The organism is Hydrogenophaga sp. NH-16 (genome assembly GCF_004006415.1).
In the GTDB taxonomy this organism is placed as follows: Bacteria; Pseudomonadota; Gammaproteobacteria; order Burkholderiales; family Burkholderiaceae_C; genus Hydrogenophaga; species Hydrogenophaga pseudoflava.
In genome coordinates this window covers 1390715-1416024 of record NZ_CP029344.1, presented here as the reverse complement: position 1 = coordinate 1416024, position 25310 = coordinate 1390715, and the positions used below count along the sequence as shown (strand labels likewise).

The 25310-nt window shown below is 67.7% G+C and carries 13 protein-coding genes and 1 other RNA gene; 7 read left to right on the top strand and 7 right to left on the bottom strand.

All coding sequences use genetic code 11. From position 1 onward, the window contains the following. Window positions 1–462: 462 nt before the first annotated feature. From DD542_RS06855 to DD542_RS06835, 5 genes are all read left to right on the top strand, one after another. Window positions 463–9885 carry a DUF4347 domain-containing protein gene (locus tag DD542_RS06855; protein ID WP_164868360.1) on the top strand — a complete coding sequence of 3141 codons (9423 nt, stop codon included), beginning with the start codon at window positions 463–465 and terminating at the stop codon, window positions 9883–9885. A 26-nt stretch (window positions 9886–9911) separates the two neighbouring features. Then, window positions 9912–11459, top strand: a complete 1548-nt coding sequence (locus DD542_RS06850; RefSeq protein WP_241559705.1) for a TolC family protein — start codon at window positions 9912–9914, stop codon at window positions 11457–11459. A 21-nt stretch (window positions 11460–11480) separates the two neighbouring features. Next, window positions 11481–12302, top strand: coding sequence for an efflux RND transporter periplasmic adaptor subunit (locus DD542_RS06845; RefSeq protein ID WP_241559703.1), 822 nt, complete (start codon window positions 11481–11483; stop codon window positions 12300–12302). Between the two features lie 94 nt (window positions 12303–12396). Beyond that, on the top strand, window positions 12397–13740 hold the full coding sequence (locus DD542_RS06840; protein ID WP_127804641.1) for an HlyD family efflux transporter periplasmic adaptor subunit: 1344 nt from the start codon (window positions 12397–12399) through the stop codon (window positions 13738–13740). Continuing rightward, window positions 13740–15836: a site-2 protease family protein gene (locus tag DD542_RS06835; protein ID WP_127804639.1), complete on the top strand. Its 2097-nt coding sequence runs from the start codon at window positions 13740–13742 to the stop codon at window positions 15834–15836. Before DD542_RS06840 ends, DD542_RS06835 begins: the two co-directional genes overlap by 1 nt. Window positions 15837–15853: 17 nt before the next feature. Here DD542_RS06835 and DD542_RS06830 read toward each other — a convergent pair whose 3' ends face one another. Together DD542_RS06830 and DD542_RS06825 are read right to left on the bottom strand one after the other, a co-directional pair. After that, the gene (locus DD542_RS06830) at window positions 15854–16489 is read right to left on the bottom strand and encodes a glycine zipper 2TM domain-containing protein (RefSeq protein WP_127804637.1); all 636 of its coding nucleotides are present in this window, start codon (window positions 16487–16489) and stop codon (window positions 15854–15856) included. A 102-nt stretch (window positions 16490–16591) separates the two neighbouring features. Next, window positions 16592–18415 (bottom strand): FAD-dependent protein, encoded by a 1824-nt coding sequence (locus DD542_RS06825; RefSeq protein ID WP_127804635.1) that lies wholly within the window; start codon window positions 18413–18415, stop codon window positions 16592–16594. Between the two features lie 120 nt (window positions 18416–18535). On the opposite strand from DD542_RS06825, the gene DD542_RS06820 reads away from it, so the two are divergent. Together DD542_RS06820 and rnpB are read left to right on the top strand one after the other, a co-directional pair. Beyond that, window positions 18536–19912 (top strand): MATE family efflux transporter, encoded by a 1377-nt coding sequence (locus DD542_RS06820; protein WP_127804634.1) that lies wholly within the window; start codon window positions 18536–18538, stop codon window positions 19910–19912. Window positions 19913–19944: 32 nt separating this feature from the next. Then, an RNA gene (rnpB, locus tag DD542_RS06815) (RNase P RNA component class A) lies at window positions 19945–20300 on the top strand. Between the two features lie 5 nt (window positions 20301–20305). Here rnpB and DD542_RS06810 read toward each other — a convergent pair. Genes DD542_RS06810 through DD542_RS06790 form a run of 5 tightly spaced genes read right to left on the bottom strand, consistent with a single transcriptional unit; the run spans window position 20306 to window position 25289 of the window. Beyond that, a complete protein-coding gene (locus tag DD542_RS06810) occupies window positions 20306–22006 on the bottom strand; it encodes an MBL fold metallo-hydrolase (protein ID WP_127804633.1) in 1701 nt (566 codons plus the stop codon). Between the two features lie 52 nt (window positions 22007–22058). After that, window positions 22059–22796, bottom strand: a complete 738-nt coding sequence (locus DD542_RS06805; RefSeq protein ID WP_127804632.1) for an aspartate/glutamate racemase family protein — start codon at window positions 22794–22796, stop codon at window positions 22059–22061. After that, window positions 22793–23494, bottom strand: a complete 702-nt coding sequence (locus tag DD542_RS06800) for a GntR family transcriptional regulator (RefSeq protein WP_127804631.1) — start codon at window positions 23492–23494, stop codon at window positions 22793–22795. Before DD542_RS06800 ends, DD542_RS06805 begins: the two co-directional genes overlap by 4 nt. After that, the gene (locus tag DD542_RS06795; RefSeq protein ID WP_127804630.1) at window positions 23491–24366 is read right to left on the bottom strand and encodes an ABC transporter permease; all 876 of its coding nucleotides are present in this window, start codon (window positions 24364–24366) and stop codon (window positions 23491–23493) included. Before DD542_RS06795 ends, DD542_RS06800 begins: the two co-directional genes overlap by 4 nt. Before the next feature lie 2 nt (window positions 24367–24368). Then, window positions 24369–25289 (bottom strand): ABC transporter permease, encoded by a 921-nt coding sequence (locus tag DD542_RS06790; protein ID WP_127804629.1) that lies wholly within the window; start codon window positions 25287–25289, stop codon window positions 24369–24371. Between the last annotated feature and the right edge of the window lie 21 nt (window positions 25290–25310).

Here is a 25310-nt window from a genome sequence, read left to right as displayed (position 1 = left end):
TCTCCAGGGCCCTGGCGACGCACCGCTCTCGCAGGGGCCTTCCCTGGTCCCCTGGCTGTGACATCCGCACGCTTATCCGGTTTTGTTGCGAAGCTTTTTGTGGTCGATTTGCAACGACTGAAAATGCGTCTTTGAGGCTGTTGTTGCGTTCCCTGAAGGAAATTCCTCGTTCTCAGAGCCGTTCGTTCTGAAAATCAGACCGTTCGTCTTGTGGCGTTGGGTTTTTTGCTCGTTAATCTTGACGGGCGTGTTGGCTGGGTGATAGCCGAACGCGCGACCTGAGCCTGTGAACTTTGCAGCGATTCAGCGCGGCAAACGAGTAGGCCTTTCGTCTAGAGTGTGGCGCTTTCCTGCGTATCGGTAGGATTTGGTTACATTTCTCGGGCGATAGCTAGGGTCACCATGCGAACAGAAAAGAAAGAAGAAGAAAACAAACTCCGTTTTCGGCCTGCAAGCCAGGCCATGGCGCTGGAGCCGCGGTTGCTGTTTGACGGCGCAGGTGCCGTGGCTGCGGCCGATGTGCTCCCCGATCAGGCCGCGCCCGAACCCAGCCCTCCGCAGCCAAGCGCGCCCGACGCCGCAGCGCCAGAGGTGCAGGGCCAGGCACCCGTCCCCGGCGCTGACGAGCCGCAACCCGCCAACGCCTCCGGGGACACAGACGAAAACGAAGTCCCCACGCCGTCTTCCACCACGGCTGCGGCAGACGACGAAGGCGGCATCGAAGGTGAGGGCGAAAGCGCGCAAGGCAGCGACGCCGTCGACAACGCGAGCAGTCAGGCCGACGCCGAATCCGACGACGACACCGACCCGCCGGCCCTGGACGCTCCTGAAGAAAGATTCGCCACCCTTGTGGTGGTGGACGCACGTGTGGCCGAGCAAGAGGGCTTCACCCTCGACTTGCCCGCCAATGTCATGGTGCGCGTGGTCGAGCGCGACGAATCTGGTCTCGACGCCATCAGCCGCGAACTCGCCAACGACGCCGGCCGGCAGTACGACACCATTCACATCATCAGCCACGGCACGCCCGGCAGCCTGATGCTGGGCAACGAGGTCATCGGCGGCGGCAGCCTGAGCGAGGCGCAACGCGAGATGCTGCGGGGCTGGGCGCCGTACCTCACCGACGAGGCCGACATCCTGCTTTACGGCTGCGACTTGGCCGCCGACAGCGAAGGCGAGGCCTTTATCACCGAGCTGGCGCACCTGACCGGTGCCGACATCGCCGCCTCGACCGACGCCACCGGCGCGGCCGACAAGGGCGGCGACTGGGACCTGGAGCTGTCCACCGGCGCCATCGAGGCGACGGCGCTCTCGGTGGCGGGTTTCAACAGCCTGCTGACGGCGGCCCCCACGGTGACGATCACAGGGCTGCCGACCGCTGGCGAAGTGCTTATCGGCGAGGACTTCACCTTCTCGCTGAACTTCTCGAACCCGGGCACGGCGCCGAACCCCGACGGCTTCGGCCCCTACATCGATCTCTTCCTGCCCTTGGGGGCCGATGGCAATGACGGCGTCACCATCGCCACCAGCGGCGCCATCACCTACCTGGGCACGCCGGTCAATTACCAGCTCGTCACCATCGGTGCCGGTGGCACGGCAGAACATCCGTATTTCCGCGACAACACCAACCAGCCGGGCGTGATCAATGGCCAACCCGGACAGACGGTGGTCGTGATCGAACTGCCTTTCGGCAGCTACACCAACGGTCAGCCTGAGGCCGAACTGGTGGTGCAGGCCTCGCTGTCCAATCTGGCCGACCGGGGCACCGGCCTGGAGATCGCCGCCAGGGCCGGTTTCCGCTTCGGCCAAACGCCCACGGCCGACTACGCGAACGATCCCAGCGTGGAAGGTGGCATGGTCACGGCCAGCATCACACCGGTGCTGATGGAGTACACGCACACGTTCAACGGCCCGGAAGGCGAGACCGCCACGGGCCCGAACTTCCCGCGCGAAATGACCACCACCATCACGGTGGCGGCGGGTCAGACACTGACCGACTACAGCCTTGTGATTGATGTGCCGGGCAACATTGTCGTGACCGGCATCAACGGCGTGTCGCTGGGCGCTCCCGTCACGGGAGGCACGTTGTCCCATCCCGTCGGGGACATCAGCGGCACCCAGGCCGTTACCATCCAGTACTACGTGCCCGATGTGGACGCCGCTTCCGCCAACGTGCTGGACCCGGTTTCCGGCTCTGCGGGCACGGTGCAGTTTCAGGTGTCGGGGACCGGCGACTGGGATCCGCTGGATGCACGCGACACAGAGGAAACTGTTGACTACGACCCGGCGGGTGTCGAGCTCCAGCACACGATTCGCTCGCTCGCGGTGCAAAAGGAGGTCGAGAACATCACGCCCGGAGGCCAGAACAGCCCTGGCCAGACGCTGGAGTACACCATCAACTTCCAGGTGTCCGACTACTTCCGCTTCGACGATGTCGTCATCACGGATGTCATCGACGATGGGCATACACCCACGGGCACGCCGACCTTGACCCTGACGCACCAAGGCACGCCGGTGGTCGTCTCCCTGGCCGGCTACTTCACCGATGTCACCGATCCGTCCACCCACAACATCACCCGGACCTTCGACATTTCCGAAGCGCTGAGAAACGCAGGGCTGTCTGGTGACCTGGCCCAAGGCATCCTGACAGGCGGGAAATTCAATGGGGTCGATCTGGGCGGGACGTTCGGGGTCATCACCTACACGGCCACCATCGACAACACCTTCGAGTCTCCCGTCGGAGGCGGCGATGCGCAGATCAATCACGGCGACCGCCTGGCCACCTCGGCGGTGATCACCGGGACGGTGGTCCAGGCGAATGGCGATCAGGGCAGTGACGTTCAGGACAGCACAGCCACCGATGTCGAGATCGCCAGCGGTGGCCTGACGCTGGAGATCGTGGGCATCAATGGTGCCGCGAGCGGTGGCAGCGCCGGCATCCGGCCGGGCGACACCGTCACCTACGAGTTGACCTACGACCTGGGCACGGGCGACTTCGAACACCTCAAACTCGACGCCTTTCTGCCCAAGCCTGTGTTCGATGTGGGCGACCCGGGCGCCGATGGCACTTCCAGCGGGTGGGCCCATGGGTCTGTAGGGACATCCGCCACCTATCCGGGGCCGGGGGAATGGGTGCTGATCGATGGGGCAGGCAACGTCATCGACATCAACGGAACAGCCAGCCTGTCGGTTGCGGCGGGTTCGAATGGTCTGAGCTTCGACCTGGGCAGCCGCGAGGACAGCAACAACCTGCCCACCCAGGTGGTGATCCGGTTCACCGTCCGGGTGAACGACTCACCGTTCGCCGACGGCCTCTATCTCACGACACAGGCCGAGGCTTCGGAGAACAACACCCCGGGTGAGTCGGCCACGCACCAGGACAGCATCCAGCTCCAGCTCAATGAGCCGCACCTGGAGATCCGCCACGGTGTCGTCTCCCACATCGATTCCGAAGGGGACAACACCCTGACTGGTACGACCGGAAGCTGGTCCAGTCCGGGCACCACCGGCGCATCTTTTGCGGGCACGATTTCGGACATCAGCGGCATCGACGGCAACATCACTGGCATTGATGCGGGCGACCGCGTGCGTTTCGGCGTGGGTGTCATCAACACCGGTGGCCATGGCGCGTTCGACATCCGCTCCAGCGTGGTCACGCCTCCGCCGGGCTTTGCTTTCACCGACGCCGCAGGGAACATTGTGGCCGACCTTGCCGCCGCCAACTTGCAGCTGCGGCTGGGAGACGGCACCCTGCTGGTTGCAGGCACGCACTACACGGTCGTGGGTGGCGTGCTGAGCACCATGCCGGGCGTCTACCTGGAGGCGGGCCGTGGAGACGCGGTCGTTGCCGGCAGCAACGTGCTCGTCATCACCTACGACACGGTGGCCGTGGGCGACATTGCTGCAGGCCTGGATACCACCTCTACCGTGTCCGTGGTCGACTACTCCAACCGCGACGGCGGCGTGGCCGCTGGCAACGACTTCCTGCCCGGCACCAATGTGATCTCCGACGACGCCGCGGCGGCCGCGAAGGCGCCCGAGGTCCGCATCGTGTTCCAGGATGGCGGCATTTCGCCCGACGACTCCAGCGCCGGGCACACCACGGGTGCCAACATGGTCATCGGCGAGTCGATGGTCTACGACATCGTGGTGACGCTGCCCGAAGGCACGACGCACGACCTGAAGGTGGATGCGCTGGTGCCGCCGGGCATGAGGCTGGACACCAGCTACAACGGCGTGGGCTACGAGATCATCACGGTGGCCGGCGCCGGTGGCAGCGGTGCCTTGACGAGCAATTTCGCCGGCACCCTGGGTGTGCCCACCGTCACCGGCGACACGGGCGCGGTCGGCGAGGATCCGCGCTTCAGCTTCGGCAACGTCACCACCACGGACAACAACAGCTCGGGCGACAACAGCTTCGTCATCCGCGTCCGAGCGATCGTGGCCAACACCGTCGACAACCAGGGTGACACCACGCGCGACATGGCCACCGGGCTGGTTTATGACGACGGTGGCGCCGACACCAACACCGTGGTCTCCGGCACGGGCTCGCCCACCATCACCATCCGCGAGCCGCAACTGACCATCGTCAAGGAAGTGGATACCGATCTGGTGACGGCAGGCAATCAAAACACGCCTATCGATGCCGGCGACTCGGTGGCGTACACCACGACCATCTCCAACACCAGCGGCGTCGATGCGTTCGACCTGACGTTCAGCGATGTTTTCCCGTCGGTGGTGAACCCGGATACAGGCACTTTGCAAGTGATGTTGACGGACGGCGGAGGGTCGTATGACGTGACAGGCGCGTTCCAATGGGTTGGCAACGAGCTGCGGATCAGCGACGGCGCCAACCTCGATCTGCTAGACGGCCAATCCCTCACCATCACCGTGACGGCGTCGACCAATGCGACGGTGGCAGGTGTCACTTCCTTCGACAGCGATGCCGTGGTGCGCTGGAGCAGCATCGACAGCGCCAGCAACAATGATGGCGTGCGCGATGGCAACGAGCGCGACGGCAGCGACGGTGAAGGCCCGGACGCCACGACATTGAACAACTACGTGGCCAGCGACGGTGCGCCAGTCAACGTGGCGGGTGAATACATCCTCAGCCGTGTGGGCGGCCTGGCGGACACGGCTGCGCCGGGGGATACGGCAGCGGATGCGCAGGACGTGGCCGTGGGCGAGATCGTGCGCTTCCGCCTGGTGATGCGCGTGCCCGAGGGCAATATCGACAACCTCAACATCACGCCCAACCTGCCGCCGGGCTATGAACTGCTGGACACGGGTGCCACCTGGGCCCTGGTGGGCAATGGTGGCGGGTTCAACGTGAATGGCGCCGGCGCCGGCAACGGGATCAGCGGCAACTCCGCGGACAACATCGAGAACTCGCTCAACAGCGGCAACACGGCTGGCGCAGGCACGCGACCCGGTATCGGCATCATCCCCAACGGCAGCGGCGTGTTCGTGCTGGGTGACATCGAGAACCTCGACCGCGATGCCGATGGCGAGTACCTGATCCTCGAATTCAACGCGGTGGTGCGCAACGTGGCTGGCAACACGGCCGGCACGGACCTCGTGACCACCGTCACCGTGCGCAGCGGCGCCACCGAGCTGGGCGAGAGCAACGGCACCACCGACAACGTGGTCGAGCCGCAGATCAGCGCCATCACCAAGGATGTGGTGGATACCGCGCCGGGTGCGCAGGGCGCCACCTCCACCATCACGGTGCGCAATGCGTTCAACACGGGCAGCACGGATGCGGCGCCGGCTTACGACGTGGTGCTGACGGACGACTTTCCGAGCGGCGAGAGCGGCTCCTACGTGTTTGAGCGCCTGGTGGTGGGCGGCACGGCCTACACATCGGCCGACACGGCTGCGGCCGCTGCAGCAGGCATCACATGGACAGTGGGCGCCACGGGCGTCAGTGTCAACTTCGACCGGCTGGCCCCAGGGACAAGCGTCGAGTTGCGCTATACGGTGGGGGTTCCCACCAACGCGGAACAGTCGGCCACGGCGCCGACCAATGCCACGGTGACCTGGAGCAGCCTGCCGGACGGTGCTGGCACCATCTCGAGCACGGGCTTCGCGGGCTCGACGGTAGGTACGGATGCCTCGGCCAGCGGCGAGCGCGACGGCAGCGGCACGGCACCCAACACCTACACCCGCAGCGATCCGGCCGGCTACGGCACCATCAACGGAGTCTTGTGGGACGACACCAACGACCGCGACGGCGCCATCGATGGGGGTGAATTCCGTCTGGCCAACCAGACCGTGGAGCTGCGCTGGGCCGGAGCGGACGGCATCTTCGGCAACGCCGACGACCGAGTGATGACCACCACCACGAACGCGAGCGGCGAGTACAGCTTCGGCGCCTTGCCTGGAACAGGGCTGGTGTCGGGCAATTACCGCATCACCACGCCGGCCACTGTCACGCTGACCATTCCGGGCGGTGCGATTGCTGACGACACGGATGCCTTGTCGCCTCGGTGGGATGCCGATGCCGGCACGCTGGGCACCATCAGCGTGACATTGGGAGAAGGCACCACCTCGGTCAACCGCAACGTGGGCTATCTGCAGGTCAACGACACGCCGGTGGTCACCATCACCAACGGCTCGGTCACTTTTGTCGAGGGCGTGGACCGCACCGGCAGCGATCCGCTCGGGGAAGACCGCGACGTGCTGGGTGCACCGGTGAACCTGGGCCCGGTGACCATCACGGACCCCGAACTGCACCGCGACCCAGGCCAGTTGGACAACTTCAGTGGCACCACGCTGACCATCGGCCGCAGCAACGCCACCAATGATGGGTTCAACGCCGCCAGCGAGGATGTGCTGGGCTTCAACGATCCGGCCCTGGTGTCCGGCAGCAACCTCGTGGTGGGCGGCAGCACGGTTGGCAGCTTCACCAACGTGGGTGGGCAACTGGTGATCACCTTCAACGCCAGTGCCGACGCCGCCGCGATCAACACCGTGGCCAGCGCCATCTCCTACGCCAACCGCTCCGATACGCCACCGGCCAATGTCACGCTGCGCTTCCGCTTCGATGATGCAAACGACAACAGCAAGCAGGGCAGCGGCGGGGCGCTCACGGGGGATGCCACCATCGTCGTCAACATCACGGCGCAGAACGATCCGCCGGATGCCACGAACAACGCCAACAGCGTGACCGAGTCCGACGGCCAGCCCACCCCTGGCGCCAGCGTCTCGGGCAACTTGCGCAACGACAACGACGGCGGCAACGGCGTGGACAGCGACCCTGAGACCGCGCTGGCCGATCTGGTCATCACCGAGATCGGGCCTGTCGGAGGGACGACGGAACCCATCCCGGCTGGCGGCGTCACGGTGAACGGCCAGTACGGTGCGCTCACCATCCATCCCGATGGCAGCTACACCTACGTGCTCAATGAAAGTCACCCGGACGTCAACAGCCTGGGCACTGGCAACACGCTGACCGATGTATTCGACTACACCCTCGCCGATGCGGATGGCCTGACCGACTCGGCCGCGCTGACCATCACCATCAATGGACGCACGGACGGTGGCGGCGCCACGCCACCCACCATCGGCCCCGAGGACGAGAACGGGACCGACGACCCCGCCGACCCATCGACGCAGGGGCAGAACTCGGTGTACGAAGCTGGCCTGGGTGATGCTGGCGACGACCGTGAATCCACCACTGGCGACATCGTGGTGGCTGCGCCCGACGGCATCCGGTCGGTGACGGTCGGAGGAACCGCCTTCACTTACGCCGAACTGCAAGACATCAGCGATGGTGTTCTGACGCCAGTGAGCATCGACACGGGCGAAGGCACGCTGGTCATCACGGGTATCCGCGGTGTGCAGGGACCGACCGGTGCGCCCACCCAGTTGGTGATCGAGTACGAATACACGCTCAAGGACCCGGTGGCGCACTCGGGCCCGTATACCGATGACATCGCCCTTCAGGTCACAGACAACAAGCCCACGCCGCAGACGGCCAGCGGCACACTGACCATTGCCATCATCAACGACCTGCCCGCCGCCACCGACGACACCAACAGCGTGACCGAAGGCAATACGGTGACAGGCGACGTGCTTGGCAACGACGATTCCGGTGCCGATGGCTGGACGGGCAGCGGGAACGGAGTGGTCGGCGTGGTGGCCGGCGACAACGGTGGCACGCCGACAGCGGGCGGCACGGGTACGGCCATCACCGGAACCTACGGCACCCTGACGCTCAACCCCGACGGCAGCTACACCTACGTGGCCAATGCCGGCATCACGGTGTCCAACCCGGTGGACGTGTTCACCTACACCGTGCGCGATGCCGACGGTGACGAAACTACGGCCACGCTGACCATCGACCTCAACAACATCCCGGACCCGGTGGCCTCTCTGCCGCCACAGGTGGGTGTTGATGCCGACGGTGGCATCAACATCCCCACGTCCGGTGGATTTGTCGACATCGACGGCGATCCGCTCACCTACACGGCCACTGACCTGCCGCCGGGCCTGACGATTGACCCGAACACGGGCGTAATCACCGGCACGCTGGACAACAGCGCCTCGCAGGGCGGCAACACGGGTACGCCTGGCGTGTACGAGGTGACGGTGATGGTCACCGACCCGCACGGCCAGACCGCGTCGCAGACCTTCACCTACACGGTGACCAACCCGGCCCCGGTGGCGCGCGACGACACCCGCACCACACGCGAGGACACGCCGGTCAGCGGCAACGTGATCGGCAACGGTGGCCGTGGCGACGTGGCCGACAGCGACCCCGATGGCGACGACCTCACGGTGACGGAGATCGTCGTCAACGGCCGCACCTACACCTTCGGGCCGGGCACGCCGTCGCACACCATCACCTTGAACGAGGGCCGGCTGGTGTTCAGGGAGGACGGCAACTACACCTTCACGCCCAGGCCCGACTGGAACGGCCGCGTGCCGCCGGTGACCTACACCATCAGCGACGGCGAGGGCGGCACCGCCACGGCGGTGCTGCGCATCACCGTCACGCCGGTGCCCGACATCGTGCCTGACACGTCCACCACCGAGCGCGACACGCCGGTGCGGATTCCGGTGCTGGACAACGACGACTTCGAGGGCAGGAACCCCAGGGTCACGGGCACGACGCCGCCGGCCAATGGCACGGTGACGATCAACCCCGACGGCAGCATCACCTATATGCCGAACCCGGGCTTTGTCGGTACCGACACCTTCACCTACACGGTGACCAGCGGCGGTGTGACCGAGACCACCACCGTGACGGTGCAGGTGCTGCCGGGCACGCAGGACGGGCTGCCGCCCGACCGCTCGGAGGGATCGACGGGGCCTGGCCTGCGGCCGGGGCCGTACTTCCCCGATCCGTGGGGGCCTGGCCTGCCGCAGGTCGGCCTTTCCTTCGAGTCGGTCACCTATGTGCGCGACGCGGTGGTGGCGTCGCAAAACGAGCGCGCGCTGGGCGGTGATGCCCGCGCCACCAGCCGCATCGACCTGGCGCAGCCGTACGACAGCGGTGTGCGCGTGCCGGGCATGGACTTGGGCATGGACCCGGCGTTGTTCGTGCAACAGGCGGTGCGCGACTCGCAGCGTCTGGCCGACTTCATGAACAGCCTGGTGCAAGGCCGCCTGAGCCGGGTGTCGCTCGGCGCCGACCACGATCTGGCGACGCCCGAGCTGTACCAGCCCGATGCCGACCGTTTGGTCCCTCAACCGGCGTCACAGGAGAAGGGCGATGCGGCCAGGCCGACGCCCGAGCCGCAGAAGACCTCGGAGGTCGATGCCGAGGTCGAGGAAGCAGCCGCTGCCGCGATGCCTGCCCAGGCTATGCGCATGGCGCCATCTTTCACCGATCAGTTGAGGAATGGGACGGGGCGCCTGCCCATGTCCACAGCACGAGTTTGAGAACCAGTCTGAAAAGAATCATTGAAATGACCACCCCGAACACCAACCCATCGCTTCGTTTCGCCGCTCATTTCCTGGCCCGTCCGCGCATGCTGGCGCTCTCGGCGGCCCTGTTTCTGGCCGGCTGCGGCTCGCTGGCGCCGGTGCCCTACGAGGCGAACGAGATCCGTGACCGCGCCGAGCAGGACCGGGTGCAGATGTACGCCGACCAAGAGCCGATCGCGGCGCCGCTGAGCTTCCACGAGGCCGCCGCGCGCGCGCTCAAGTACAACCTGGACTACCGCCTCAAGCTGATGGAAAGCGCGCTCTCGCGCAGCCTGCACGACGTGTCCTCACACGAGATGCTGCCGCGCCTGGTGGCCGGTGCCGGTTATGTGTCCCGCAACAACGACTCGGGTGGTAGTTCCATCGGCATCATTGACCGCGAGGAGTCGCTGCGTCCGTCCACCTCGCAGGAGCGCGAGCGCACGCTGGCTAACCTGAACTTCTCGTGGAACGCGCTGGACTTCGGCGTCTCGTACTACCGCGCGCAGCAGAAGGCCGATCAGGTGCTGATGGCCGAGGAGCGCCGCCGCAAGGTGGTGCAGAACGTGCTGCAGGACGTGCGCAACAGCTACTGGCGCGCCCTGGGCGCGCAAAAGCTCATCGGCCGTGTGGACGACCTGCTGGCGCGCGTGAACACGGCGCTGGCCAATGCCAAGGAAGTCGAAGCCAAGGGCCTGATGCCCCGAGCCCAGGTGCTGTCGTACCAGCGCGCGCTGCTCGACGCGGTCAGCCTGCTGACACTGCGCCGCCAGGATCTTGAACTGGCCCGCGCCGAGCTCAACGCCCTGATGTCGGTGGCGCCGGGTACGGCCATCACCCTGGTCGACGAAAAAGAGTTCTCGCTGCCCGCGGTGCCGGGCAACATCGAGGCGCTGGAAACAATGGCGATGGAGAAGCGCCCCGAGATCATGGAGGAGTGGTACCGCAAGCGCGTGACCGAGAACGACATCAAAGCCGCCAAGGCCATGCTGTGGCCCAACATCAGCATCGACCTCGGTCCGCAGTACGACTCCAACCGCTTCAACTACAACAGCTCGTGGGTGGATGCGGGTGTTCGCGTGTCTTGGAACATCCTGCGACTGGCGCAGCTTCCCGCGCTCAAGCGTGCACACGAGCACCAGAACAAAGCGGACGACATGCGCCGCATGGCGCTGTCGATGGCGGTGCTGACCCAGGTGCGCGTGGGCGTGCAGCGCTACGGCCTGTCGCTGGCCGAACTGAAGTTCGCCGAAGAAAGCCTACGCGTGGACCAGAGCCTGTACGACTACGCCAAGGCGGCGTCTCAGAGCAAGTTCGAGTCGGAGCTGGAGGTGATCCGTTCGGAAGCGCGTGCGCTGCTGGCCGAGTACCAGCGCTATGCGGCCTATTCCAATGCACAGGCGGCCTGGGGGCGGGTGTACAACTCGGTCGGGCTGGACGTGCTGCCCGAGGCCATTGACAGCCACGACGTGAAGACCCTGGCCACCGCGCTGGAAAAAACCATGTCCCAGTGGCAGGGGCAGGTGTTCAAGACGGCCGCGGCCCGGTAAGAGGTGGGCGCCGTGATGTGCATGAGCCTTGAGTCGCCGGTTCGCTGGCCAGCGCTGATCCTGTGTTCCCTGATGGCGCCGGCCGTGGTGCTGGCGCAGTCGCCGGTGCCACCGGCGGGCGGCGCGTCCCGGGTGGCGCAGCCGGCACCAGCTGCGCCCGCGCCGGTCTCGGTGGCCGAGGACCCGAACGCCATCAGGGTGCTGCTGAGCCCGGATGTCGAGACCACCCTGGTGTCCCAGACGGTGGGCCAGATCTCGCAGCTGCAGGCGCAGCTGGGCGCCCGGGTTACCAAGGGCGCGACCATTGTCCGCTTCGACTGCCGTGAGGCGCAGGCCCGCCTGCGCATGGCGCAGGCCGAGAACGGTTCGGCGCGCGAGACCCTGACCGTCAAGCAGGACCTGCGCAAGCTCAATGCGGCGGGGGACATGGAGGTCTCGCTGGCGGCTTCGGAGGTCGAGAAGACCCAGGCCGCGGTCGAGGTGTCCCGCGCCCAGCTGGCGCATTGCTCGGTGGCGGCACCGTTCACAGGCCGCATCGTCCGGGTGCACGTCAAGCCGTTCCAGGGCGTGAACGTGGGCGCGCCGCTGCTCGAGATGGTGAGCGACGGGCCGCTGAAGATCCGCCTGAACGTACCGTCGCGCTGGCTGCGCCTGCTCAAGCAGGGCACGCCGTTCGAGGTAGCCATCAACGAGACCGGAAAAGCCTACATGGCCAAGGTCACGGCGATCAACGCACGGGTCGATTCGGTGGCACAGACCATCGAGCTGGAAGCGCGCATGGACAAGGCCCACCCAGAGCTGCTGGCAGGCATGAGCGGCGTGGCCCGGTTCGATCTGAAGTGAAACGCCTCTCTGCAACGCCGAGTGGTCTCGTCCCGCTCTGGCCCGCCTTCCGCTCCTGGAGGAAGAACGGCAATGCCACTGGGTGGAGGCGCCCATGGCATTGAGCCTCGCGTTGACGGCCCTGGCCGAAGGCCTGGAGGCCCGCGCACGCGCTGCCGAAAGCGTGGCCGAGCTGGGCATCAGTATGGCGAACGACAGCTTCTCCGCGCTGTCCTACCGCCAGGCCCTGGTGTTCGATGCGAACGACCGCCTGCTGACGGTGTCCGGGCTGGCTCGGCCCACCGAGGACAGCCCGTACCTGATCTGGTTGCGCCAGGCCTGGCCCTGGCTGCGCCAGCGCGTCGCCGGCGAGGCCGCGTGGATCTCGCCCACTGCCGAAGAATTGGCAGACGCACCGCCCGCACTGGCCGATGGCTGGAGCGCGTGGTGGCCCGCCGGGGCCTATGTGCTGCCCCTGGCACGCCGCGGCGGCGAGCCGCTGGGCGCGGCCTGTTTCCTGCTGGACCAGCCTCCGGCTCCGGAAGTGGCACAGCTGCTGGCCCGGGTGGCCAGGACCTGGGCCTATGCCTGGGAGATGATGGCCGGCAAGGCCCGCCCAAGCCTGCGCGAGCGCTGGGCGCGTCTGGACAAGACCCGGCGGCGCCTGCTGGTCGGGGCGTTGTGCCTGTTGCTGCTGCTGCCGGTGCGCCAGACTGCGCTGGCACCGGCCGAGGTGGTGCCGGTGGATGCCATGGAGATCACCGCTGCCATCGACGGCGTGGTGAGCACCATCCATGTGAGCCCCAACCAGGCGGTGAAGGCCGGCGATCGCCTGTTCTCGCTGGACGACACCACGCTGCGCAACCGGCTGGAGGTGGCGCGCCAGTCGGTGGCGGTGGCCGACGCAGAGCTGGCATCCGCCAGCCAGATGGCTTTCCACGACAGCGCCAGCAAGGCCGAGCTGACCATCCTGACCGGCCGTGCCCAGGAGCGGCGCGCCGAGTTGGCGGCGGTGCAGGCCCAACTGGCCCGGATGGAGGCCACCGCGCCGTACGACGGCATCGCCGTGTTCGCCGACCCTGACCAGTGGCGTGGTCGCCCGGTGGCCACGGGCGAGCGCATCATGCTGCTGGCCAATCCGGAAAAACCGGGCATGCTGATCCATCTGCCGGTCTCGGACGCCATCGCGCTGGACGAGGGTGCCCCGGTCAAGCTGTTCCTGACCGTCAAGCCCCTGTCACCCCTGTCGGGACAGATCACCGAGACCAGCTACCAGGCCGTGCTGTCGCCCGATGGGGTGGCGAGCTACCGGCTGCGTGCCGACATTGCCGGCGACGACGTCGGGCAGGCCCGGCTCGGCCTCCGGGGCACGGCCAAGCTCCATGGCGACTGGGTGGTGCTGGGCTATTACCTGTTCCGTCGCCCGCTGGCCACTTTGCGTGAGTGGAGCGGCTGGTGATGCAGCCCGCTTCCGCCGCGACGCAGGCCCTGCGGCAGGATCTGCGCCTTTACGAGACCGCCCCGGCCCGGGATGGCGCGCCGTCCTGGGCCATCCAGGACCCGGTGCTCAACCGCTTCTACCGCATCGGCTGGCTGGAGTACGAGTGCCTGCTGCGCTGGCCCGGTGACCCTGCCCAGATCGCCGCCGACATCGCTTCGACCACACCGCTGGCGGTGGATGTGGCCCAGGTGGAGGAATTCGCACGTTTCCTGGAGCAGCACCAGTTGCTCATGGCGTCGGGCGCCGCACTTCAGCGCATGGTGCAGAAGGCCCGCGAACCCGGGTGGCGGGACTGGCGCTGGTGGCTGCATCACTATTTGTTCATCCGGGTACCGCTGGTGCGCCCGGAGCGTTTCCTCGTGCGGCTGGCGCGTGCGCTCGATCCGCTGTTCTCGATGCCGGCGTTGCTGGCGCTGCTGCTGGCCAGCCTGCTGGGCATGGTGCTGGTGGCTCGCCAGTGGGACAGCTTCGCGCACAGCGTGATGGACATCCTGACGCCCAGCGGCATCACCGGCTTCCTGATCGCGCTGGTCGTCTCCAAGACATTGCATGAACTGGGACATGCGCTGGTAGCGACCCGTCTCGGCGTGCGCGTGGCGCACATGGGCGTGGCTTTGCTCGTGATGTGGCCCATGCTCTACACGGACACGGGCGAGTCCTGGCGGCTGCGTTCAAACAGGCAGCGGTTGGCGATCTCGGTGGCCGGCGTCGGCGTGGAAATGGGGTTGGCGGGCCTGGCCACGCTGGCCTGGGCGCTGCTCGACGACGGCTCGCTTCGGCAAGCCGCGCTCTACCTGGCGACCACCGGCTGGGTGCTGTCGCTGGCGCTCAACGTCAGCCCGTTCATGCGCTTCGACGGCTACTTCATCCTGTCGGACCTGCTGGACTTTCCCAACCTGCACGAGCGTGCAGGCGCGCACGCCAAGACCTGGCTGCGGCGCCAGGTGCTGGGGGTGGAGGACGCGTATCCCGAGCACCTGCCGCCGCGGGCCAGGCGCGCCCTGGTGGTGTTCGCGCTCGTGACCTGGTGCTATCGCGCGGTGGTGTTCCTGGGCATCGCCTGGGCGGTGTACGCGTTCTTCTTCAAGGCGCTGGGCATCTTTCTTATGCTGGTGGAGCTGACCTGGTTCCTCGCCAAGCCGGTGTGGTCCGAGCTGAAGGTCTGGCGCGAGCGGTGGCGCGAGGTCCGGCGGCCGCGCCGGTCGGGTCTGCTGGCGCTGCTCCTGCTGGCAGGCGGCCTGCTGCTGTTTCCCTGGCGTTTCGACGTGACCGCCGGTGGTGTGGCGCACGCGCAGCGTCAGCAGTTCGTGTTCGCGCCGTTGCCGACCCAGCTGGCCGAGCTGCATCCGGCCGGACGGGTGGAGGCGGGAGCCGTGCTGGCGCGCTTCGAGTCGCCGGACCTGGCAGCCCGCGAACAGCTCGCGCAGGCCTCGGTCGACGCGCTGGAGCGGCGCCTGGCCGGTCTTCTGGAAATCAGTGGCGGGCGGGAGAAGGCACTGGCCACCGAACAGCGCCTGCAGGAACAGCTGGCCGAGCTGCGGGCCGTGCGTGAAGAGGCCGGGCGACTGCGCATCACCGCGGAGTTCGGCGGCCAGTGGCGAGATGTGGACTGGCTGCGGCGTCCCGGCACGTGGGTGGGCGTCAAGGTCCCGCTGGGGGTGCTGACCGACACCGATGGCTGGCTGGTGGACGCCTATGTCGGGGAGCGCGAGGTGCACCGGATCGCGTCCGGCGCGCAGGCGAGCTTTCTGCCCGAAGGCGGCTTGCGGGCGCTGAATGCCGAGGTGATTGCGGTCGATTCGACCCGCGTGCGGCGACTGGCCCATCCCATGCTGGACAGCCGCCACGGCGGCGGATTCTCCACCCTGGTGGACGACCAGCAGGGCACCGCCCCCAGCGAAGCGCTGTACCGTGTCCGCCTGCGGCTGCACGAGGCGCCCCCACAGGGCAAAGAACTGCGCGGGCAGGCCCGTATCGAGGGCGGAGCGCGCAGTCTGGTCTGGGATGGCCTCAGGAGCGCGCTGGCCGTGCTGGTCCGCGAGAGCGGATTCTGAAGCGGGCTGCCGGGGGCTCAGCGGTAGTAGCGGTCCCACTGCTCGTCGTCGCGGTCGCGCCAGTGGCGGTTGTCGTGGCGGTAGGGGCGCTGGCCGCCGATGCGCACCACCTCCGGCGCGCTCGAGGCCTGCGGGCGGTAGCTGGGGCCGTAGGCCGGTGCGGCGCCCACCGGCATCACGCTGACCGGCACCCAGCGGCCCGGGTCCTGCGGCATCTGGGTGGTGTACTGGCGGCCGGCGTATTCGTAGACCACGTTGTAGGCCACGACCCGGTTCTCCATCACGTTCTGCGTGCTGCACTCCTGCACCCTGCGGGTGTGCGACTGCCCCTTGCCTTCGATCTTGTTGCCCAGGATGGCACCACCGAACAGGCCGATGGCAGTCGCTGCAGCGCGGCCGTTGCCGTCACCGATCGCATTGCCCATCGCACCGCCGGCGATGGCACCCATGATGGCGCCGGCACCGGAGGTGCGGGCCGGTTCGCGCACGGTCACGTTCTGGCAGACCTGCTGCGGCACGGCGACCTGCTGGATCACCGGGGTGCTGCTGAGCACGCGGCCTCGTTCGTCCTGCGCCTGCGCGGCGCTGGCGCCGGCGAGGGCCATCACGCCGGTCAGGACGGGGATCAGGAGGGAACGGGAGGAGGAGTTCATGGAGGTCTCCGTGTGTTGAAAGGAGCCTCCACTGTGCGGGGCCTCTGTCAAGCCGCCCCGCACCCGGTGTAAAGCTGGCGAGCCAGTTGTAACCAGCGGTGTTCAGAGTCCGAGAACGGCCTTGCTCACCGCTTCGGCCACCTTGATACCGTCCACCCCGGCCGACAGGATGCCGCCCGCGTAACCAGCGCCCTCGCCTGCCGGGTAGAGGCCGCGCGTGTTCAGGCTCTGGAGGTTCTCGCCGCGGGTGATGCGCAGCGGCGAGCTGGTGCGGGTCTCGACGCCGGTGAGCATGGCGTCGGGCATGTCGTAGCCCTTGATCTTGCGACCGAACACCGGCAGCGCCTCGCGCATGGCCTCAATCGCAAAGCCGGGCAGGGCGGGCGCCAGGTCGCCCAGCTTCACGCCCGGCTTGTACGACGGCAGCACCTCGCCAAAAGCGGTCGACGGTGTGCCGGCCAGGAAGTCGCCGACCTTCTGGCCCGGCGCCTCGTAGCTCTGGCCGCCCAGATCGTAGGCCCGGGCCTCCAGCTGGCGCTGCAGCACGATGCCGGCCAGCGGGTGGGTCTGGCCTTTGGCGGCCAGCGCCTCGGCCTCTTTCGCATAGCGCGGGCCGTCGGTCTCGCCGAAGGCGGCGGTCCACAGCGGCGCGTCCTGCGGGAAGCGGGTCGGGTAGTCGGCCAGGTCGATGCCCACCACCATGCCGGCGTTGGCGTTGCGCTCGTTGCGCGAGTACTGGCTCATGCCGTTGGTGACGACGCGGCCGGGCTCGCTGGTGGCCGCCACCACGGTGCCGCCCGGGCACATGCAGAAGCTGTAGACCGCCCGGCCGTTCTTCGCGTGGTGCACCAGCTTGTAGTCGGCCGCGCCCAGCAGCGGGTGGCCGGCATGGCGGCCCCAGCGCGCGCGGTCGATCACGCTTTGCGGGTGTTCGATGCGGAAGCCCACCGAGAAGGGCTTGGCTTCGAGATAAACGCCCGCGTCGTGCAGCATCGCGAAGGTGTCGCGCGAACTGTGGCCGAGCGCGATGACGGCGTGCCGCGCGGGCATTTCGATGGCCTCGCCCGTGTCGAGCCGCTGCACGCGCAGGGCGGTGAGCCGCTGCTGGCCATCGCCGGCCGGCGCCAGCACCACGCCCGTGACCTGGTGCTGGAAGCGGATTTCGCCGCCCAGCGCGACGATCTTCTCGCGCATGGCCTCGACCACCTTGACCAGCTTGAAGGTGCCGATGTGCGGGTGCGCCTGGTAGAGGATCTCGGTCGGCGCGCCGGCGTCGACGAACTCCTGCATCACCTTGCGGCCCAGGAAGCGCGGGTCCTTGATCTGGCTGTAGAGCTTGCCGTCGGAGAACAGGCCGGCACCGCCCTCGCCGTACTGCACGTTGCTTTGCGGGTTGAGCACCTTCTTGCGCCACAGGCCCCAGGTGTCCTTGGTGCGCTCGCGCACCGGCTTGCCGCGCTCCAGCACGATGGGTTTGAAACCCATCTGCGCCAGTGCCAGCGCGGTGAACAGGCCGCAGGGACCCAGGCCGATCACCACCGGGCGGTCGGCCTCGTCGGCGGGCCAGCCGGCCGGTGCATGGCCGGGCGGGTGCCAGGCCATGTCGGGCGTGGGCAGGATGTGCGGGTTCTTCTCGTGCCGGGCCAGCAGCTGCGGTTCCAGCGACGGGTCGGCCAGCGCCACGTCCACGATGTAGACCGCCAGCAGGTCGGCCTTGCGCGCGTCGAAGCTGCGCTTGAACACCGACAGCGTGGCGATGGCCTCGGGCGCCACCTGCAGCGCCTGGGCGGCCAGGCGGGTGAGGGCGGCCACCGGGTGCGGCGGCGGCACGCGGTCTTCGTCGGTTTCGGTGGGGGCGTCGGCGGCGCGGCGGTGCTCGGCGGGCACTTCGGCCAGGGGCAGTTTGAGTTCGGCGATGCGGATCATGGTCTCGTGGGGCTTGTGTTCATCAAGCAGCGAAGATCGCTATTGTCGCTGGGCGCCCAAAAAAGAACCGCCGTCACAAAATTTACCCGGATAAAAAGATTTACCCGGATAAAATAAACCATGTCCCATACTTTCGACCCCTCCCACCCGCCGGCCACCAAACCCCTGTGGCGCATCTACCTGCTGTTCCTCGTGCCCATGGTGCTGTCGAACATCCTGCAGGGCCTCTCGGGCACGCTCAACGGCATCTACATCGGCCAGATGCTGGGCACCCACGCGCTGGCGGCCGTCTCGGGCATGTTCCCGATCGTGTTCTTCTTCATCTCGCTGATCATCGGCCTGGGTGCCGGCGCGTCGGTGCTGATCGGTCAGGCCTGGGGCGCACGCGAGCCGCACAAGGTCAAGGCGATTGCGGGCACGGCGATCACCCTGGGTGCGGTGATTGGCCTGATGGCTGCGGTGGCGGGCACGGTGTTCGCGCGCGAGGCCATGGTGGCGCTGGGCACGCCGGCCGACGTGCTGGACGACGCGGTGTCCTACGCCCGCATGATGATGCTGTTCATGCCGCTGCTGCTGGTGTTCATCCTGCTCACGCAGCTGCTGCGCGGGGTCAGCGACACCGTTTCGCCCCTGCTGGCCCTGTTACTGTCGACCACGGTCGGTCTGGCGCTGACGCCGCTGCTGATCAAGGGGTGGATCGGCCTGCCGCCGCTGGGCATCCGCAGTGCGGCGCTGGCCGGCTTTGTCTCGACCGCGGCCGCGCTGGCCTTCCTGGGGTTGCGGCTGCATCGCCTGGGCCACGTGCTGGCGCCCGACCGCGAGCTGCTGCACGCGCTGAAGCTGGACCGGGCCATCCTGGGCAAGGTCATGCGCATCGGCCTGCCCACGGGCCTGCAGATGGTGGTGATCTCGCTGTCGGAGCTGGTGATCCTGGCGCTGGTCAACGGCCACGGCTCGCAGGCCACGGCAGCCTACGGCGCGGTGACGCAGATCGTGAACTACGTGCAGTTCCCGGCGCTCTCCATCGCCATCACCGCGTCCATCCTGGCGGCGCAGACCATCGGCGCGGGGCGCATCGAACGCCTGACCCCGATCCTCAAGACCGGCCTGGGCCTGAACGCCGCGCTCACCGGTGGGCTGGTGCTGCTGGGCTACACCGTCTCCGGCTGGGCGCTGGGCCTGTTCCTCACGCAGGACAGCGTGCATGCGCAGGCCCAGCACCTGCTGCACCTGATGCTCTGGAGCATCCTGGTGTTCGGCTTCCAGGCGGTGATCGGTGGCGTGATGCGCGCCAGCGGCGATGTGCTGGTGCCGATGGCGATCTCGGTGTTCTGCATCCTGGGCGTGCAGCTGCCGGTGGCCTATCTGCTTGACGCGCGCCTCGGTCTGGAAGGCATCTGGATCGCGTTCCCCGTGGCCTATGTGACCATGCTGGTGCTGCAGAGCGCGTACTACCAGGGCGTGTGGCGGCACCGCAAGATCCGCAAGCTGGTCTGACCGGGCGGGGACTACGGGATAATGCCGCCCGTGGAGCGCGCCAGACCGCCGCTGGCACGAGACCCGAAAGGGTGTGCTGGAGGAACGTCCGGACTGCACAGGACAGCGTAGGAGGTAACACCTCTCCACCGACAAGTCGCAAGACCCTAAGGTGAGGATCAGAGCAACAGAGACGAGTCCGGTGGGAGTGCCGCAAGGCAGACCAGCCGGGGTGAAACGGGCAATCTCTACGCGCAGCAATACCAAATAGGCCAGCGTTGATGTGGTTTCGCGGAGCTGGCGGGTAGGTAGCACCGAGCCGGGTGGGCGACCCCCGGCCCAGAGGAATGGCGGTCACATCCGGGGCAACCCGGGTGCACAGAATCCGGCTTATCGGCGCGCTTCACACTTAATTCAGACGTTGAACCCACCCATGCTCTGGATGTGTTCGACGTGCGCCAGCATGGAGCGCTTGGCCACCGGCCACAGCCGTTCGGGCACGTCGTCGTAGGCGATCTTCACCCAGTCGTCGATGCTGCCGTCGGGAATGGCCTGCATGGCGCGGGCCACCTTGGCTTCGCGCGCCAGCCGGTGCGCCTTCAGATGGGCGATGGCGGCGCGCGCGCCGCCGTGTTCAGGCGCGCCGGGGTTGTCACCGCTGCGCGGGTGGTCGCCCAGCACGTGGCCGTGCGCCGGCAGGATGAAGTGGACACCGTGCTGCTCGCACAGCTGGTCGAGTTTGTCCAGCGAATCGAGGTAGGTGCCCATGTTGCCGTCGGGCGGATCGATGACGGTGGTGCTGCCGTTGAGGATGTGGTCGCCGCTGAACAGCAGGCCGTCTTCCTCCAGCAGCAGGCACAGGTGGTTGGCCGCATGGCCGGGGGTGTGCACCACCTGCAGGGTGTGTGCTGTGCCGTCGGGGGCGCTCAGCACCAGGCGCTCGCCGTCGGCCAGGGTGCGCTCGGGGGTGAAGCGGCTGTTTTCGCGCGACGTGGGCGCGCTGGGCAGGCCGAGGATGGGCGGCCTGGCCCGACCAGCGTTGGCGCACAGCACCTGCAGCCGGGGCGCGCCAGGCGAGTGGTCGGGGTGCGAGTGGGTGCAGACGATGGCGCGGATGTCGCCGCCCGCCGCGCGCCACAGCCGTTCGATGTGCGCCGGTTCGTCCGGGCCCGGGTCGATCACGATGTGGCCGGTGGACGGGTCGCCGACGATGTAGCTGTTGGTGCCCGGCCCGGTCATGAAACCCGGGTTGGGCGCGGTGAGCCGCTGCACGTTCCTGAGCAGCGGCACCGGGCGCTCGGTCTGCCAGGCCAGCTCGTGCACCATCTGCCCGTCCGGGCAGACCAGCGCCAGCTCGCCATAGGGCATCTCGTGCTCCATGTGCCGCGACTCGTGGCCGTTCATCAGGCCGGCGCGCGGACAGCTGGTGAACAGCGGCTCGTCGTTGACCGCGCAGGCCTTGAGCACATCGTCCACCGAGGCATAGGTCTGCAGGCGCTCCAGCGTGCGGATGGTCGGGAAGATGATGAAGAACTGGCCCGCGGCATGGCGCGCCAGCGCGTCGGCCGGGCGCACCCAGAGCGGTTCGAACTGCTCGGACTCGTCGGCCACCGGTTCCTGCCCCTCGGGCATGCGCGCCACGAGGAAGGGCACATCGAAGCGGCGCGGCAGGTCGCGGTCGGTGACCCAGTGCGCCAGCACGAAGACCTCGCCTCCCGAAAGCGTCAGGCCCTGCGCGGCGCACTGTGCGGCGAACGGGGCCTTTCGGTCCAGCGCGGCGATCTGTGCCGTGTCCAGGTGCGAGCCATCGGCGTGTCGCGCGAGCAGGATGCCCAGCTCTTCGAAGCTCTCGCGGATGGCGGCGATGGCCTGCGTCAGGTGCCCGTCGCTTTGCGTGGCGCGGCGCGTGGAATGGCCGTGTGCCTGGGCATCGGCGGCGTCGATGCCGCCGCCGGGGAAGACGTAGGCGCCGGGCGCGAAGCTCGCGGTCATCGAGCGGCGTGTCATCAGCACTTCGATGCCCTGAGGCGCATCGCGCAACAGCAGGACGGTGGCGGCGGGGCGCACCGGGGCGGGTGCGCGCTGGGGGTGGAGCAGTTGGGTGGGGCGGACCATGCATCCATTGTGCGTGGACCGCCCGCCCGGCGCTGTCGCGCGGGCTTGGGGTTTACGCCAGCCCCAGGGCGTGCATCTCCGGTGAAAGTCCCTGCCAGGCGTTGTCGAAACCGGGCGTCGCACGCAGGGGGGGCAGCGGCGGCGTGCGCAGCGCCCAGTGGGTGCCGGCGATGACGCTGTCGATCACCGGCACGGGCACCTGGGCCTGCACCGCGGCGGCCATGCCGGCCAGGCCCGCGCCGCCCAGGATGACGGCCTGGACGCCCAGCTGGTGAGCGGCGTCCCGGCAGGCCTGGGCCAGCAGGCGGTGGGCGCCGGCCGGGTCGGCGGCGAGCTGCGCGCCGGTGGGCGCCACGGTGTGGATGCCGGCCAGTTGCTGGGCCTGGCCCAATGCCTGCGCGAGCCGTTGCAGCATCGGCGCCCAGCGTTCGCCGCCGGTGACGATGGCGTAGCGCCCGTGGCGCGCGGCCTCGATGAAGGCCGCTTCGGCTAGGCCGGTCACCGGGGCCGGGCTGGACTCGCGCAACGCCATCAGGCCCGGGTCGCCGAAGCAGCCGATCAGCACGACGTCGGGTTGGGTCGGCTCGCGGTCGAGTGCCGCCGCCCAGGCGTCGAGCGCCGCGTGCGCGGCCACGGCGTAGCTGGCCTCGTCGGCGATGTAGGGCGCACCGAAGCGGGCGGTGACCGTCTGCACCACCACGTGTGAACCGGCGGCGGCCTGCACGTGGGTCTGCAGCAGCGCGCTGACGCGCTCCGAGGTGTTGGGATTGATGACCAGCAGCCGTTTCATGAGCCGAACAGTTCCAGGAGGTCCGGTGCTACTTCAGGAGCGGACGTGAAGCTGAGTTGTGATTCCAGCCGTTCCAGATGCTCGCGCATCAGCCGTGCGGCTTCCTTCGCATCGCGCAGCTGGATGGCGGCAATCAGACCGCGGTGTTCCTGGCAGCCGCAGGCGGTGGCGTCCTCGCGCGCCTGGCTGTGAGGCGCGCTGTAGGCCATGAGGATGAGCGAGGTGCGCGAGACCAGTTCGCGCAGGATGCCGCCCAGGGTCTGGTGGCCGGCGTGTTCGGCGATCTGCAGGTGGAAGTCGCCCGAAAGACGGATCGCGCGGCGCATGTCGCCGGCCTTGCGCGCCGCCTCTTCGTCGCGGATGCAGGCCTTGAGCGCCTGGATGGGAGACGCGGTGGCGCGTCCGATGAAACGCTCCACCAGCAGCGGTTCGATCATGCGCCGCACCTCGAACACCTCGTGCGCCTCCTGCTCGCTGGGTTCTGCAATCGCCGCACCCCGGTTGGGCGTGAGCGTGACCACCTTCTCGTTGGCCAGCCGCACCAGCACCGGCCGGATGCGCGTGCGCGAGACGCCGAAGGCCGCCGCCAGCCGGTCCTCCACCAGCTTGGTGCCGGGCGGCAGTTGGTGGTCGAGGATGGCCGAGACCATGCGCTCGTAGATCGCCTGGTCGGACAGCGGCGTCGTGGTGGCTTTCATTTTTTCTTCAGCCACATCGCGAGACCGACCGTGAGGCCCATGACCGCGAACGACACCACGGTCGTCACCGTGCCCAGCGCGTAGATGGCCGGCGTGGTGACGGTGGACGTGAGGCCCTGCAGCTCCAGCGGCAGGGTGTTGACATCGCCGATGGCCTGCGAGGTGCGGGCGATCTCGTCCCAGCTGAGGGTGAAGCCGAACATGCCGATGCCGACCACCGAGGGGCCGATCAGCGGCAGCACCACGTGGCGGAAGGTCTGCCAGGGCGTGGCGCCGAGGTCGCGCGCCGCTTCTTCATACGCCGGGTTGAAGCGGTTGAAGACCGCGAACATGATCAGCAGCCCGAAGGGCAGGGTCCAGGTCAGGTGCGCGCCAAGGGCCGAGGTGAACAAGCCGAGCGCGGTGCCGTATTCCTCCAGCGTGGTCGTCGCGCCCACCGCTTCCAGCAGGTGCTTGATGCCACCGTCGAGCAGGCGGAACTGCAGGCCGATGCCCAGCGACACGATGATGGACGGCATGATCAGGCTGGCCACCGTCACATAGAACAGCGCATTGCCGCTGCCCAGCTTCTTGCGAAAGGCCAGGCCTGCCAGCACCGACAGCACGACGGTGAAGGCCATGACCACCGCGCCCAGCATCAGCGAGCGGGTGAACGCGGCGCCGATGTCCACTGTGCCCAGTCCTTCGGCCAGCTGGCGGAACCAGTGCAACGACCAGCCCCTCATCGGGAAGGTGAGGCCGCCCTCCGGCCCCTGGAACGAGAGCACGAAGATGACGGCCATCGGGCCGTACATGAACAGCACAAAGAGCGCGAAGACGGCAGCCAGCGGCCAGAAGCCGGGCGCGCGGGCGTCGGAGACTCGGGCTTGCATGGTCAGAGTTCCTTGCGAATGTCGACGAGGCGCGTCAGGCCCCAGATGATCATCAGCACCACGGCGAGCAGGATCACCGCGTTGGCCGCGGCCAGCGGGAACTGCAGGTACGAGGTCTGCACCTGGATGATCTTGCCGACCGAGGCGATCTGCTGGCCGCCCATGACGCCGATGGTCACGAAGTCGCCCATGACGATGGTGATGACGAAGATCGAGCCGATGATGATGCCGGTCTTGCACAGCGGCACGATCACGTTCCACAGCGTCTGCCAGGCACTCGCCCCGGCGTCGCTGGCGGCTTCCAGCAGGCTGCGGTCGATGCGCATCATGCTGTTGAAGATGGGCACGATCATGAACATGGTGTAGAGGTGCACGAAGGCCAGCACCACCGAGAAGTCGGAGAACAGCAGCCACTCGATGGGCTGGTCGATGAGGCCGATGCCCTGCAGGCTCTGGTTCACCAGGCCGTTGCGGCCCAGCAGCGGCACCCACGAGATCATGCGGATGACGTTGGACGTCCAGAAGGGCACGGTGCAGAGCACGAACAGCGCCGTCTGCATGCCCGAAGACCGCACGTGGAAGGCCAGGAAATAGGCGACAGCAAAGCCCAGCACCAGCGTGATCAGCCAGACCAGGAAGCTGAACTTGAGCGTCGAGAGGTAGGTCGAGAGCGTGACGCAGAAGTCACCGTGGTCGGTGAGTGCGGAGCAGCCCTCGAAGATGGCCAGGTAGTTGCGGACCGTGAAGGCCGGGATCAGCTCGTACTCGTTGAAGTCCCAGAAGCTGACCATCAGCACCAGGCCCAGCGGGATCAGGAAGAACAGCACGAACACCAGCGTGTACGGCGCGGCCTGCCACCCGGCGGGCACGGTGCGGTTGGGGCTGTCGGTGACGGGGGCCGTCACGGCGGTGTTCGTGCTCATGGGCTCAGAGGGTCTGGGTGG